The 15,155-nt window shown below is 45.5% G+C and carries 14 protein-coding genes and 2 pseudogenes; all 16 read right to left on the reverse strand.

Annotation, left to right across the window (positions count from 1 at the left end):
* Nucleotides 1-142: 142 nt before the first annotated feature.
* Nucleotides 143-748 (reverse strand): transcriptional repressor LexA, encoded by a 606-nt coding sequence (gene lexA, locus ACTQ1N_RS11785; protein WP_441476286.1) that lies wholly within the window; start codon nt 746-748, stop codon nt 143-145.
* A 92-nt stretch (nt 749-840) separates the two neighbouring features.
* On the reverse strand, nt 841-1,263 hold the full coding sequence (locus ACTQ1N_RS11790; protein WP_441956875.1) for a hypothetical protein: 423 nt from the start codon (nt 1,261-1,263) through the stop codon (nt 841-843).
* Nucleotides 1,264-1,416: 153 nt separating this feature from the next.
* Nucleotides 1,417-2,637 (reverse strand): type IIL restriction-modification enzyme MmeI, encoded by a 1,221-nt coding sequence (locus ACTQ1N_RS11795; RefSeq protein ID WP_441956876.1) that lies wholly within the window; start codon nt 2,635-2,637, stop codon nt 1,417-1,419.
* Nucleotides 2,638-2,686: 49 nt separating this feature from the next.
* Nucleotides 2,687-3,166, reverse strand: a complete 480-nt coding sequence (locus tag ACTQ1N_RS11800) for a DNA methyltransferase (RefSeq protein WP_441956884.1) — start codon at nt 3,164-3,166, stop codon at nt 2,687-2,689.
* Nucleotides 3,154-4,212: a type IIL restriction-modification enzyme MmeI gene (locus ACTQ1N_RS11805; RefSeq protein ID WP_441476283.1), complete on the reverse strand. Its 1,059-nt coding sequence runs from the start codon at nt 4,210-4,212 to the stop codon at nt 3,154-3,156. Before ACTQ1N_RS11805 ends, ACTQ1N_RS11800 begins: the two co-directional genes overlap by 13 nt.
* Nucleotides 4,213-4,348: 136 nt before the next feature.
* On the reverse strand, nt 4,349-7,771 hold the full coding sequence (locus ACTQ1N_RS11810) for an EAL domain-containing protein (RefSeq protein WP_441956877.1): 3,423 nt from the start codon (nt 7,769-7,771) through the stop codon (nt 4,349-4,351).
* 162 nt (nt 7,772-7,933) lie between these two features.
* The gene (locus ACTQ1N_RS11815; RefSeq protein ID WP_441956878.1) at nt 7,934-9,193 is read right to left on the reverse strand and encodes a GGDEF domain-containing protein; all 1,260 of its coding nucleotides are present in this window, start codon (nt 9,191-9,193) and stop codon (nt 7,934-7,936) included.
* A gap of 176 nt (nt 9,194-9,369) precedes the next feature.
* A pseudogene (gene tnpA / locus ACTQ1N_RS11820) lies at nt 9,370-9,819 on the reverse strand (IS200/IS605 family transposase).
* Nucleotides 9,782-9,940: a hypothetical protein gene (locus ACTQ1N_RS11825; RefSeq protein ID WP_441956886.1), complete on the reverse strand. Its 159-nt coding sequence runs from the start codon at nt 9,938-9,940 to the stop codon at nt 9,782-9,784. The pseudogene tnpA and the gene ACTQ1N_RS11825 overlap by 38 nt, the downstream one beginning before the upstream one ends.
* A 171-nt stretch (nt 9,941-10,111) precedes the next feature.
* On the reverse strand, nt 10,112-11,008 hold the full coding sequence (locus ACTQ1N_RS11830; protein ID WP_441956879.1) for a type IV pilin protein: 897 nt from the start codon (nt 11,006-11,008) through the stop codon (nt 10,112-10,114).
* 277 nt (nt 11,009-11,285) lie between these two features.
* Entirely contained in the window at nt 11,286-11,765 is a 480-nt protein-coding gene (locus tag ACTQ1N_RS11835) for a GNAT family N-acetyltransferase (RefSeq protein WP_441956885.1), read from the reverse strand.
* A 25-nt stretch (nt 11,766-11,790) separates the two neighbouring features.
* A complete protein-coding gene (locus tag ACTQ1N_RS11840) occupies nt 11,791-12,102 on the reverse strand; it encodes a hypothetical protein (protein ID WP_441956880.1) in 312 nt (103 codons plus the stop codon).
* Nucleotides 12,103-12,169: 67 nt separating this feature from the next.
* Nucleotides 12,170-12,682: a type IV pilin protein gene (locus ACTQ1N_RS11845; RefSeq protein ID WP_441956881.1), complete on the reverse strand. Its 513-nt coding sequence runs from the start codon at nt 12,680-12,682 to the stop codon at nt 12,170-12,172.
* Nucleotides 12,683-12,889: 207 nt separating this feature from the next.
* Nucleotides 12,890-13,435 carry a hypothetical protein gene (locus ACTQ1N_RS11850; RefSeq protein ID WP_441956882.1) on the reverse strand — a complete coding sequence of 182 codons (546 nt, stop codon included), beginning with the start codon at nt 13,433-13,435 and terminating at the stop codon, nt 12,890-12,892.
* Nucleotides 13,436-14,210: 775 nt separating this feature from the next.
* The gene (locus tag ACTQ1N_RS11855; protein ID WP_441956883.1) at nt 14,211-14,600 is read right to left on the reverse strand and encodes a hypothetical protein; all 390 of its coding nucleotides are present in this window, start codon (nt 14,598-14,600) and stop codon (nt 14,211-14,213) included.
* 317 nt (nt 14,601-14,917) lie between these two features.
* Nucleotides 14,918-15,155: pseudogene (locus tag ACTQ1N_RS11860) on the reverse strand (recombinase family protein); the annotation flags it as partial.

Below are 15,155 nucleotides of genomic sequence, written 5' to 3' on the forward strand. Positions count from 1 at the left end.
ACAATTCGCAGAAACAGTTACTTTTAAAGTGACTGACACATCTGTAGAAATCCAAAATCGGCGCGAAATAATCTGCCGGATGGGACATCATTTAATTTGCCGGACAACACTTTTTTGTTGTTACACCTCTGCTTCATCTCTCCTACTCCAGATCCTTAATGACTTTAATGGCCACCCCCTGTATCTCACACGTCGGAACGTAGATATCCTCCATGTGGTCGTTCTCCGGATGAAGCCGGATCCGGTTAAACTCCGGTTCTGGGAAGTAGCGCTTGAGCGTTGCCTCCGTCTCCATGAGCGCCACCACGATCTGCCCCGGCTCAGCGCTGTCCTGCTTTCGAATGAGGACCAGGTCTCCGGTGTTAATCCCGGCATTCACCATCGAATCCCCATCCGCACGCAGCAGGTAAAACGTGCCTCTGCCGAAGAGCACGACCGGAAGGTCTACATACTCCTCGATGTTCTCCTCCGCAAGTTTCGGAACACCACAGGCCACAGCCCCAAGGAGAGGAACAGAGATCTTCCCGGTCTGGCTGTCCATCTGGCGTTTCGTCCGATAGCCCTGATGGCCGTGATAATCGATCAGATTGTTTTTTCTCATGTACTGGAGATATCGACTGACGGTTGCCGTCGAGAGGTGCGTTCCGTCTGCGACCATCTGGTTGGTAGGGGATACACCATACTCATCCCAGTAGTCCTCGATAAATTTCGCCAGTACATCAAAGTACTCCTCGTTCTTATGGCGCATGACATTTTTCCTATCTGTAATATTTATTACACTTGCAAGTAAAATAATACCCCGGACAAGCCGGGGTGTCAATGGGGAATTTTGAAATGATGTTACTCTTCTTCGTTCTCGTTCGTAACCAACACTTCCGGCACGTCCTCACATGCAGGAACCATCTTTTTGATCACGGCAAATAGCTCTGAAAACCACACTGATGGGCAGCACCAGCTCTCAGTTCGACGGCTTTTGTCTTCGTATGTGACTATAATCTCTGTGATACCAAGGTCCTTGTACATCAGCTTTTCATCCGAATCGAGGTAGCGGGGAAGAAGCGTCTCAACCTGATGGTAAAGAGCAGCAAATATAGGGCTGTCCGTCTTATAGAACCACTTCCGAGGACGGTTCATCTCACTTTGATAATACGGCTTATAGGTATATTCGATGGAGTGCGGTGTCAGTGAAATACGATCCTGAAATGCTATATCCACCGGGCAATATCCGGAACTTCCCTTGATTGTAATTCTGATAATTTTCATTAGGTTTCCGTGTTTGGGATCTGACATATGTACACCTCTTGCTTCATGTTCAACACTGCCTCACAGTGAATATTGATCCACTCAAACTCATTACCTACTTCAGTCCATCAATCTGTGGAAGCAATTCATCCAGTCTGGTGACGATACGCTGATTCATTCTGAAGTCTTCTCATCTGCCGTCAACTTCTGATACATCTTCATCAGTTCCGCTACGCAGTCTGCTTCTGACATTTTCGTGGAAAAGCCATATGCCTTCATCACCGCGATATCATTTGCCGTGTGGGCCTCTCTGAGCTCAGGCGGCATGGTTAAAGGATCATACAGATCAGCGAGAGAACTGTCCGGGTAAAGAGCTCGGGCGTCGAGGATACCCTGAGCGGTCTGCTCGATGCGTGCCTTCTGCTCGTTTGTAGGAGATGGCCAAGGGAAATTGTTGTAAACCGCAGGCGAATAGCTATAATCGCTCTTTAATCTTCCACAAACCACGCGTGTCCATGCCATATGGGCATTGGACATCATTATGCCAAACATGAGCATAGTAGCTTCTGGAACTAAATATAGCTTATTACTCGCTATGATATCCGGAGACATAAAACTTATAGGTATATACCTTCTATTCTGAGAAGAGACCTCCGGAACAGCAAGATAATTTGTTGTTGGCTGTCTGATTTGCGTAAATAACATTGGAGTCTGAGCATCTTTGTTCACAGATTTGGTAGGACTTTGCAGCCGCACCTCCTCAACTTTTTTTATCCTATCCATAATTGGTGGAATGTTCCGATATGCTGATGGCGCAACGCCTTTAAGCCACAGACAATACCTCACCTCGTTATTGATCAAATCCCTGGATCCAACAAATCTCTTTATGAATTCTTCCGATGCAGGATATTTCCGAATCAACTGTTTTCTTTCTTCCTTTGAAAGCAGCAGAAATCCGCCATCTGTTGGTTGGCTTCCCTTGCTCATTGCTGGCAGGCCGGATAATTGACGTCCTCGTGACTCAATAAAAACGTCTGGCGCATCCAAAAGATATCCATTAATGTGGGATGCCTCATGTGGCTGATCTTCAACAAAAAGGAGTTTTTTTCCATCCACATGATATCCCGTAAAACCTATAATCACACAATGAACATGCGCCTTATCATTGGCTTCACTATCCCATACAAATGTTCGATATGCAAACTGTATCTCAAGGCCTTTTTCAAATAAGAATTTCCATAATAAGCCAACAGATTCCCCTTGAGTAATTGAATTAGTAGAAACAAATGCAACTTTGATATTTGTCCCTTGAATAAAATCGCATGCCTTGTTATACCAAGCAGACACATAGTCCAATTTTCCGTGTTTTTTCAAATCATGGAAAGCAATTTCCATATCAGTATTTTGCGATTTAGAACGATACTGATGTCCCACAAACGGCGGATTACTGCATGATATACATCAGCTTATCTTTCGGCACGACCTTATTCCAATCAAGCCGCAGCGCATTCCCCTCTGTGATATTCACATAGGTCTTAAGCGGCAGGAAGTCCTGATTGAAGCCATAGAGAATGCTCTTTGTCTCCTCCAGCATCTGAGACTCTGCGATCCAAAGTGCGGTCTTCGCAACCGTTACCGCAAAATCATTAATCTCAATGCCATAAAACTGCTGAATCGACACCCGGATTGGATTCAGGCTATTGGAAACAAACGTAATCTGTCCGTTCTGCTTTTCCTGCAACACCTGGTTCTCGAGTCTGCGAAGACTCAGATAGGATTCCGTGCAGAAGTTTCCACTTCCTGCTGCGGGATCCAGGCAGTAAATCGAAGCTAGCTTCTTCTGGAATGCGTCCAGTTTATTTCTCTTCGTCCGCGGCTGCGCGATGGCACAGATTTCCTTAAATTCTGCTTTCAGATCATCCAGAACAGCGGGTCAATGACCTTGTGAATGTTATCGATCGAAGTATAGTGCATGCCTCCGGAACGTCTTGTCTCCGGGTTGAGTGTAGACTCGAAAACCGCGCCAAAAATGGTCGGGCTGATATCTGACCAGTTGAAGTTTTCACTCGCCTCCACCAGAAGTAGCTCCCTGATCTCATCCGTGAACATCGGAATTTCGATATTCTCATCCGAAAACAGCCCGCCGTTTACATAAGGAAAAGCTGCTAATTCAGGCTCAAGATACGGATCTCTTTCTTCCGGCTTCTGGTCAAGCACGCGGAACAGATCGATAAGTGCGTTTCTCATGCGCTCCGTCCGGAAGCTCTGGAGATAGTCATGGAACATAGCTCGCTCTCCGAAGATTCCAGCATCCTCAGCGTATAGGCAGAAGACAAGTCGTACGCAAAGCGCATTCAGACTCTTTAATGAGTGCTCATTGGTCGGATCCTTATATTGCTTAATAAAGGCGTCATATAACTTTCCAACAATATCTCCGGCCTTGATGGAAATCTCCATCTCATGGGACAACCGCTTTACGTCCTTCTTAACAAGAAAATCCAGAAGAGAAAATTTTGTCTGCAGATCCGGCAATGAAATCTTGTCAGGCTTAGGAACCACCATATCCATGTCATATATCCAGATCTCAGCAAAATTACAAGTTACAATCCATCGAGCCTTCTCCGATAACGGCAGATTGTCGTTATACCTTTTTGCCTGCTCATAAGGTGTAAGCACCTTTCCACCGGACTGGACCTCTTTTTCATCAAGAGGGTGCGTGCTTCCTTTCTGCTCAATAAGGACCTTCTTATCAGATATGTATCCATCAATGTATCTTGTATGAATCTTGCCATCACTTTCCGGTAGTTTCACCGGCTTCTCAAACTGAATATAATCAATTGCATTGCTAACCCCGAGGACGTTCTGAAGCAGCCCCAGCCAGTACGTATGGCAGTCTTGCTTCTCATCTCCGCCTTTTCTCCACTTATTTACAAACTGATGTGCAGCCTCTCTCTGCTCAGCGTCCGTCATATTCCCTATCTCCCGTGCATTCTTAATGTGAAACAATATACTGATCCATATCCTATTTATTCATACACCAATATTCCTTTTCCCATGCATTTCTGCATGTAATCACCGGATGTACCGGATCATCAGCTTTGCTCTGTCACAGTTCTTCCGTATCTTCATTATTGAGAATGAGGCCGGACAAACGTCTCAGATAGGCATTTGGCTCACGGCTGGACGGATCCGTATAGGAAGCCCTGATGACAACGCTGCAATTGCCGCTCCACTGACCTGCCTGCCGCACAGACTCTATGGCTGTCCGGATCTTTCTGGCAACGTTTCTGACTTCTTCCTTGCTGGTAAATCTCATGATCAGGTTAAAATAGCTTTCCTGGGTTCTGCCAATGATACAATTCCTGCCAGCGCAGTCTTTCAGAATACAGCCAACTTTCTGCAGAAGACGATCGCCAGAGCTGTCTCCATAAAGCCTTATTACCTCCCGGTATTCCGGCACATATACCTCGATCATCGCAAAATTCATGCCTGTCCGCCAGCACTCAATAAGGAAGGAATAGACACCATCCGAAACACCACGGGCATTGGCAAGTCCGGTCACTGGATCAACAGATGAAAGCCTCCTGCCTTCTGCAATGGCCTGCTGCTCTTCCGCAGAATCAATCACCGTTCCCACAATTCCTATGATTCTGCCATCACGATAGACCGGAATCTTACTGACAACAACATGCTGATTAGAGCCATTGATAATATAGTCCCCAGTGCACAGATAAAACTTCCTGCCCTTCCTGAGAACTTCTTCCTCATCCCTTCTGAATGGCCCCGGATGAATATTCCATCCCATATCCTCATCGGTTTTGCCAATGATCTCTTTTTCAGACTGAAGGCCAAAATATTGAAGAAAGCTCTTGCTTGCCCCAACGAACCTGCGCCTGTCATCCTTCCAGAAATACATGCGTTTTGCATTCATGATCATATTCTTCCAGAGAATATCCCCGCTCATCTCCACATGCGTATGATCCTTGTATTCCTGGTGATACAAAGCCGCAATCTCCTGAATATCTGCCTCTGGCAGGACGGCATTTACCGTCACGTGCAATACTTTATTGAAATCTGATCTCTGCACGGGAATCAGGATATGCAGAAACCATTGATATTCTCCCGATGCCGTCATACTCCGGAAAAAATCCATCAGTACATAATTTCTGCTTTTCTCCAGACGTGCTTTCATAGTAGTGACATCCAGAAAATCTGCCAGCCGCTCCTGATCAGGCAGATAGCAGTAATTCATCCTCCAGGCATGAATCACCGCATCAATATGATGCAGCTCTGTGCCAACCCCCATCGGCTGATCCGACAGAGAAGATTTAATGCCCAGAACCGTATCATTTTTAAGATCATAGACTGCAATATCATTGCACAAATAGTACAGATCACTCATCGCGCCAAGCGATGCCTGCTGGAGATCCGCAACATTTACCTTCACATACTGTATATGAACGGTATACAGATAATGACTACCCTGTCTGGCCACCACAGATGCTGTCAATTGCATATAGTGATCACCGGAAGGATAGGCTGCTGTCTGCAGTCCTTCTTTTCTTCTGAGCTGCTGATCCGCATACTGCCGGTGAAAGATATGAACCGGATCACCGGGCGCATTGATCCTGTGCTCCCATTCCTGCAGATTAAGAACATTATCCTTTGCCAGGATCTCTTTGTAAGCCTTATTTGCAAAGAGAATCTTCAGTGTTTCACCATCATCGTCCACAACACACAAAGACGCATCCGTAAGATAGTCAATGCGGCTCAGTCTGGTCAGATATGATCTCCAGAGCGCCTCTTCAGGCTCCAGACCGCGCTGCTGAAAATACGATTTCAGATTTTCTGCCGGCATCGGAGGCGCAAAGAAATACCCCTGTATGTTTTCGCATCCGATTTCCCGCAAAAAGAGAAACTGCTCTTCTGTTTCAACTCCTTCGGCCAGAGTAGAAATATCCAGCTTCTTTGCCATGCGCACAATAGCCGTAATAATCTTCCGGGACTTCTCATCAAAATCCCGCAGGAAAGACATATCAAGCTTCAGCTTGTCAAAAGAATAGTTTTTCAATACCCCCAGCGATGAGTATCCGGATCCAAAATCATCCATCCACACCTTGTAGCCCATCTGATGAAAGCGCTGAATGAACCGGTCCACTTTATCAACATTTTTGATAAAAAAGCTTTCTGTAACTTCCAGATTGGTGAACTCTCTGGGCACCCCATACTTCTTTGAAATCCGGTCAATCACATCCGGAAGGTCATCATGCAGAAAGTCATTTCTGGACAGATTCACAGATGCCGGAATCGGAATGATTCCTTCTTTCATAGCCTCTGCATAGTCTTTGCAAACCTGTTCAAACACATAAAGATCCAGCTGACAGATCTGACCGCTTTCCTCCAGAATCGGAATAAACTGAGCCGGAGAAATCATGCCATAAACAGGATCAATCCACCGTGTCAGTGCCTCACAATTGCATACTGTTCTGGTCATGGTGCGAATGATCGGCTGATAATAGATATGAATCCAGCCATTTTCCAATGCCTTGTCAAAATTCCGCATAATATGGAATTTCATCGCATTGTTTTTCTGAATATCGGCATCAAACCATGCATATGCAGAGACCGTTGTCCGGGAAAGGGATTCACAGGCCAGTCTGGCTTTGTCACAGGCATCTGTCAGTCTGGTATCAGGATTATCATACTTAAAGATGCCGGTCTTCACCGTCAGATTATTGCCATCACCAAGCTCATTCATCCTGGCAAACAAGTCATGCAGCTTTTCTTCAATCCGGTCATTTTCTGCATAGACGGCAAAGTGGTCACTTTCAAACCGAGAAGCCCTCTCCCTGCCAAAATACGTTTTGATCAGTTCACCAAGAGCCCTGATCTGCCGGTCCCCAACCTCAAGGCCATACCTGCTGTTATATTCCTTCAATCCACTCAGATCAAAATACATGATGACAGGTACCTGATTCTTTGCCCGGATCTTCGCAATGCCGGATACGGCATCATCGAAAAAATGCGTCATATTCTGCAGTCCGGTCAGACTGTCATAATGCTTTGCAAATTCTGTACTTTCAAAAGGCGTATACTTGTCAGACAGAGATGTCAGCACTGCCGTAAGCAACTGATCACTGCCCGTATCTGCCGTCTCATCTGCATACGTGATAAAAGCAATATCAGCACCATCTACCGTAATATGTCTGCCTGTCGCATGAATCAGATGATAGTCCTCCTGATCCTGGCGGCGGTTTCTGAACACAACATCATAGTCATGCTTATGCATGGCAAAGTCGTAAGCACACTTCTCCATCCGTGCAATATCATCCGGATGCACATCCCGGTAGAGATCTCTGCCAAGACCATACACCGCTTCCTCACTGCTGCTGTATCCAAAAAGATCTAGATATGCCCTGGAAACAAGAAGAGGCCTGATCTGTTCATCAATGTACTGATACACCGCAATCGGAATCGGTACATTCTCAATAAATGCACGTGTATCATCAGAAAACGCATAGGCTTTCATAACCTCTTCCTCCCTTCTCATTTCCTGCTTTCCGGCAGACTGATAACTGACACACTTCTTTTTCAGAATACAACATCATAAGGAATACAGGGACTCTACCCCCCCCCCGCAAATTTTCAACACCGTACCAGTCACTGTAAAACGCCTCCTTGCGCACATCATTTACACCCTTGTCTGATCCTTTTCATCACAATGTTCTTCCGCACTCTGACTGATCTGGCCATCCACGGCAAAGATCTGATTTCTTCCGTTTTTCTTTGCCGCATACAACGCATCATCCGCACATTTATAGATTGCCCCCGCGCTTTCGCTTTCCCTGATCTGCACACATCCAATCGAACAGGTAATCCCTCTGCCGTCAGGAAGCCTGACCGTACGAATCGCTTCGGCGGCAAGCCTCACTCTCGCCATCGGATCACGGCCTGACAGAAGAATGGCAAACTCATCGCCGCCAATCCGTCCTGTCGCAACCTTAGCTTTATCAAAACCCTTATTTGTCCATTTATAATCGCACTCATAGGAAGCACCGGGATTATCAATAAATGCCTGTTTTCCTGCCGGGAATAAATCATTGACAACATCCGTGCACGATTCCGGAGCACTCTGCAGCAAAGACCACAGCATATTTGTAGCAACCGCACGAATACAATAATCGCCAACCTGATGCCCGAACCGGTCATTGATTTCCTTGAAGTGATCAATGTCGATCACCGCAAAGACATACTCCGCATCAGGCATGCCGGAAAGAATCCGATCCGCTTCGGCAAAGAAATACTGATGATTTAGCAGACCGGTCAGGCTGTCAATATTTGCCATGAAGTGATAGTGATTACTGATGAGATAGTGATGAATCCTCTCCCTGTGAAAGAAATAGGCAATAAAACCGCAAACCAGGAAGAAGGAAAAGGCATTGAGCACATCCCCGGAAGCAATGGCAGGAGCCTTGACAAGATAAGAGCTGATATCAAAAATCAGCATGCAGCCAAGCTCAAAGAGCATCAGATAACCGAGTGAATAATTCAGAAACAGAGCTACCAGGGCCTGCATTACCAGGAAGGATGTTGCTATCTGATGAGGATCCACAATGGACGCAACAATCCCGAAAAACATCAGGCCGGCACAGGCAGAACCAATATCGATACGCGCTGCCCGGACATTGCCAGCCTTCCTGTGATGCGGCATCGCGAACTGTACCTCCACAAGGATTGTATAGACCAGGTAGAGCTCATAGCAAGGCGCAAAAGAACGATTGATCACGCCAGACAAAGACAGAATGGCATAAACAAACATCATGACCATCAGAATATGATTAAGAATCCGCGCCGATTTCCAGTTCTCCGCCGCAATCTGTTCTTTGCAGGAGTCATACTGATCTGACTCAAATCCATAGCAATTGAATCGACGTATACACTTTCCAACCATAGGCCCCCCACTGACACCCTAACGATCAAAATCAATATACCACTGATATTGTATAACTGTGTTCAAAAATAAACATCTACCAGCTGAGCTGATGGTTTTTCACAACACGGGCTCTTAAGCCCTCATAATACTGGCAGCACTCAGAAGCGCATGTGCGATACGCCACTTGCAAACCATCACTTCTTCCCGTCTAACGGATCTCCCAGATCTAACGTCAGTTGGTCCGCAGCTCTGTCTTCATCCAGCTGATGCGCAATATTTTCCTGTATCTTCTTTGTGTTTTTTCCAACTGTATCAACATAATAGCCGCGGCACCAGAATTCTCGATTCCGATACTTGTACTTCATGTTCCCCCACTTCTCATATATCATGAGACTGCTTTTCCCTTTCAGGTATCCCATGAATTGAGAAACGCTTTATTTTGGTGGAATTTCTATCAACATATGCACATGGTCTGGGCACACTTCGGCTTCCAATATATTCACTCCCTTCCGCTTACATAGCGGCCTTATTATTGATCCAATTTCCACTCTCTTTTCCTCATAGAATATCTTTCTTCTATATTTCGGTGCGAAGACAACATGGTACTTACAATTCCATGTTGCCGCGGAGATTGATCCGTCCATCCGTGATCTTAGTCTCCATGGTGATGTTGTCGCCATTCACCCACCCGCTCCGGTTGATGGCAGGCGTGATGTAATTGAGCTTGATATCCTCCTCGGTCATCTGCTTTTTATCAAGAATCATAGCAGCAGTCCCCCGCGTGTAAAAAATGATTGGATAAAATCAGTATACCATGAACGCCGGTCATTGAGCTCTGAAAAATGAACATGTGTAATCAAAACTGATGAGGACGAAAAAGCGATGCAGGAATGATCCCCGCACCGCCGTCTATAAAAATTCAAAAAGCTCTCAACCTTATGTTCCTTTATATATCGTCTTTCCTTCCAATCCACTCGTTTCCTTATTCACTCTTGAACCGTCTTTATTCTTCGGAAGGTATACCTTCTTTCCACCATCCATATAGTACCATTTTCCAGGGATATTGAAGGGATCTTTAATTGTCGCTGTAGGAAGAACAATGGTGTTCAGGCTGGGTAAAGCGTTCCAGTCTTCCAATTTGATTTGTGAAATACTGATGCCGGATAAATCAAGTCTCGTCACATTGGAATATCCATTGAACTGCCCCTCAAAATTCATACCCCTCCCCTCTCCGTTCCGACTGAGGTCATCAGGATATTCATTGTTTGCTTCAAAAGAAATGGTGGTCACCTTACTTTTTTCATCTTCTGATAACTGCTGCAGCGGTGTAACCGAATCCTTAAAAGACAATATTTTCAGGCCCGTTGGTTTAAAGATCAGGCTCTTTCCATCTTCGGACAGATAGGATCTAGCATTGTCTTTAACGTATTCAATATCATTCTTTGTCCAGCGCACCTCTCCTATCCCCGTGGTACCAATGGTAACCATAACAATGCCTGCCATCCCATTGCTTTTACCGGTGCCTTCTACACCTTCTTCCTTCATCGTAGATTTGCCGTAGACAGGTATCTGCTTTGCTGCTGCAAAATCCGACGTAACCTTGCCGCTGGATGCGTCATAATAATACTCTACTTTTCCACTGGCTCCCGTGCTCAAATATTCCGCTGCCGCAGCGGCTTTCGCATTTCTGACATTAGACTGGTCTACTGCAAATCGTGATTTCTCCAGCTGACTGGTAAAGATTGGGATGGATATCGCAACGAGCACAGCAATGATGGCAACAACGATCAAAAGTTCCGCTAGTGTGAAGCCTTTTTTGTTCTTTGTCCACATGAGATCACACCTCCTATGATTACTGAAAAGCCGAAACAAGCGGGCTGGATTGTCCGTTTATTCCGGGTCTCATCGGTGTCATTGATACAGGCAGAGTCTCTACACCGCTCATTCAGTATCGTGATACGACATCCGTTATTTGATGTGTTGGTTAATGTTGTGTTTTATATTATAGCTGACGTTGGTCCTTATGTTGCGCTTTATATTGATACTGATGTTGGCGTTTATGTCGTGCTTTACGTTGTCCTGCTCATCTTCTTAATGGGAGGGCAAGCATTCAAATCATCAGGCGCATCTGAACATGTGGGATTCCTGCCTCGATGAAATCTTCAGAAGTTACCTCAAAGCCTGCCTTCGCATAAAACCCTTCTGCATGTTTCTGCGACTCGACGTATATTTCTCGTGCATCCAGGCATTCCCTTGCCGCCTGAATCCCGGCATTCAGAAGTTTTCTTCCGGCTCCTGTTCCATGGACCCTTGTCAGCACTCGTCCCATCTGAACCGTTCCTGGCTCATCTTCCTTCGGAAACATGCGCAGGTATGCTGTGACCTTGCCCGTGGGATCGGTACAAAACACATGAAGGCTTTTGTAGTCAAGTCCATCCGCATCCGGATAAAGGATCTTCTCCTCTCCCACAAACACATCAGCCCTTGCTCTTAGTATTTCATAAAGCTCATGCGTCGTTAATGCATCGAATGAACGAACATGGAAGCCATTAATTTGAGCAGAAATCGTAAGTTCCCTCCATATGTGTATGCAGTCCGGGTTGAAATCAGGATTATTACTTGATATTGTGCTTGTTCATCTTCTCTTTGAAGATATCCGTGATGATCGTTCGAAGCTCTTCACGCTCTTTTTCCGGCAGTTCTCCCGGGTTCTTTGCGACTGCATACAGCTCAGGATACTGATTGGCGATCCGCTCGATGGTTTTTGTCGTTGCGTGCTTTCTCACGAAGAAGGGGATCTTCTTGATCCACTCCTGTGGGACGAGAGCAAGGATCTTGTCAGCGGTCTCTTTATCACTGATCTCAGCGGTGGAAAGGCCGGCGTTGATTTGTTTCTGTTCTTTATCTGTGAATTCTTCTAAGTTCATGATGTGCTCCTTTTAGTCATATCTTCAAAGGTATCAATTCTGTTGTACTGTATGTTCTGTAACGATTTCATTGAGCAGAAAGATCAAGATTTTTCCAGTTATTATCTGGGATCGTCATCAGTGTAGCCGTACCGCTGAAACCGTCGTCAGAGAAGCCGAAGGTTAAAATATACAATCCGGAAGGAAACTGTGAACCACTAGTATTCACTTTAAATGGAAGTTTAGAATCTTGAAGCATTTTCTTTAGTTCATGTGATGCCTTTGTGTTTTCAATCCGAATCACCACATCAATGAAGTTGATTTTTCCGCCCTTGTAATTCAGCCACAAGTGATAGCCTGATCCGACCCATCCAGAAGGATAAGCATTACCTTCCTTATTCTTGTCAATTGGATCAGGGCTAATGTACTCTGTCATCGCCTCAGTGTATGCCGATCTAATGTTGGCAATAGTAACTGCATCTCTGCTTTTCTCCAGCTGCTTACTGAAGATCGGGATGGATATTGCAACGAGCACTCCGATTATGGCTACTACGATTAAAAGTTCCGCAAGAGTGAATCCTTTGTTGTCTTCTCTCCTCATGTTGTGTTCACCTCCTGTCGCTATTAAGCTCGGTTCTATAATCTTGCTGCTATAATCTTGCTCCCCCTATTTTTTTCTTGCTTTCCTAAACTGATGATTTAAATGCTGGTGACAACAAGCGCTCAATTGATGGCAACCACGATCAGGAGCCTCGCTAATGTAAAGCCCTTCTTATTCTTTTTCATAGAGCATCACCCCCTCTCATAATTATAATAACGCCCCATATAACTGGAAGATCAGATAAATAGCCAAAAGTACGAGCACAATCGCAGCTATCATTCCTATCGCAGAAAATGATCTTTTCCTTTTCCACTCCGTCTTTAGGATAGATGGTGTCAGAACACTCAGTGCGATAATGATGATCATGTTAACGATATTCCATTGACATTTTGCGCCAAGCAAAAGTGAAGCCGCGCCAAGAATGATGCCAGCTATGCTTAAGGAAAATCTGCCCTTTGCATTTCCGCTCACTACGGCAGTTCTATTCTGTGAATAAACATACCCACCCTTCGGAAACTCCTTCCGAAGCTTTGAAATTTGCATCCACTCGCCTGACCCATGTTTCACCAGGCTGCTGTCATCAAGTCTGTGCTCTCGCATCAACCGGCAGATATTGTCTTTATCACACGGACCGAAATCATATCCATTCAATCTGTAGTACCAGTCCTGTGAGTTTTTATATTTTACGCCTGCCGCCTTATATTCTTTTGCGCGCTGGTCTCTTTGATACCAGTCCCGTTCTTGGATACCCACATTACTCCCCCATCATAATCTCAAAAGAATCAGATAATACTTTCCGTAAATTAAATTACGCCCACAGGTTCTTAAAATTGCGGAAAACGACCTCATTATGCGCAAATGTGCACGTTGAAAATTGCTGGTCAGGTGGTCCATCCCGGTCGTCTCCCTATGGGCCGATGAACCACATTCTTATATTACGCCCGCAGGTTCTGAAATCTGCGGAAAATGGCCTTATTCTGCGCAATAGTCTAGGGTCACTACAAGCGATGGACAGGCGCGCGTAATAGTGCAGAGCAGGTCACGAATACATGCCTCAGGGGTGTTCTGGTATCCATCTCGATTCTGATCTTTACATCGCAGCTCGAGAAGAGCCGTGATGCGGTTTCAATCGCTAACATCAGAGCAGCATATGCCGAAGCTTCATCGACATATCTGTCAGAGTCTGATGGCGGAAATGCAAAAGTTGATCTTACTGCAAAGACTGCTACTGTTTCAGAAGTCGTATTAAAGGGAACGCAGTCTGTGTGGAGCAATCTTGATTCTCAACTTCCTTTCACACACACATCTATGACAGATACAATTGGTGGGACGGCAGGAACTTATGAATTGGTATTCACGTTTTACGATGATGGTGCTTGTACTTTGACAAGTCTTACAAATAAATAATTGCTACTATACCAAGAGTCAAGGAATCCCTCATCCTCGTGATGAGGGATTTTCCATATGATAAAACCCTCCGGATTGCTCCGGAGGGCACTCAAAGATGCAAGTCTAAATACTATAAAATTTAATCACCTGGTTTCTTGTCGTCAGAAGGACTGGATGCTCCAACCGTTAACGTAGGCTGTGCGTTATCAGCAGTATAAGTAAATGTAAGGGTCGTTCCATTATGATCAGTCTGGTTATCAAGTGCAGCAGCGGCACCATTTCCTGCTTTAAAGCTAAATGGCCAAGTTTGGAAAGCCCCGTTTGCCCGTTGGCCCATGATCTTTACACCAGTAACTACAACAGTGCCAGCATCATTCGTTTTGCTTACCGTAACACCGTTAGCTGTATCACTATCACCCGTCAGCCATGCAGCCTGGGCCTCTGCATACGCGGCTCTTACGTTAGATTCGGTGACTGCATCACGGCTCTTCTCGAGCTGTGCTGTAAAGATCGGAATCGAGATCGCCACCAGAACACCCCACAACCATCATGGCTTACTTTAGTATGTTCTTCTGTTTTTTAATTGCAATATCATTATAGCAATCTATGCGCAAAATACAATCCTTTCCTCATCCACACAACTCTCGCGCAGATATAGAGGGTTCTCCATTCTCGGATGTCTCGTTCATATTAAGCTGCTTCTGCCGTACCAGAATCGATGCCTCTCTACAACCTCAGCGCAAAATTTCAATCTTTCCCATAGCTTACAACCTCAGCGCAAAATTGGGGCTCGTTCCCGAAAATAAAAAAACGCCCCTGCCATCTTCGGCAAGGGCTACTCTTCTCTCATATCTTTACGTTCTTCACGGTTCCATCCAGGAAGGTGATGGTGAAGCTCGTAGGGCTATGAACCGTGATCTCCTGAAGGACCATCCGCGTGAGTTCCGGGATCTCGAAGTCGAGCTTTCCTTCCGCGGTGAGCTCGATCATCTGTTTTCCGCGAAGCCGGTCCAGCGGATTCTCGGAGTGTTTCATTTTCTCCCATCGCTCCATCTCCTGATCCCGGTTCTCAACGATACTGTTC

Origin of the sequence: Porcincola sp. LCP21S3_C12 (assembly GCF_052118625.1) — a bacterium.
GTDB lineage: Bacteria > Bacillota > Clostridia > Lachnospirales > Lachnospiraceae > Porcincola.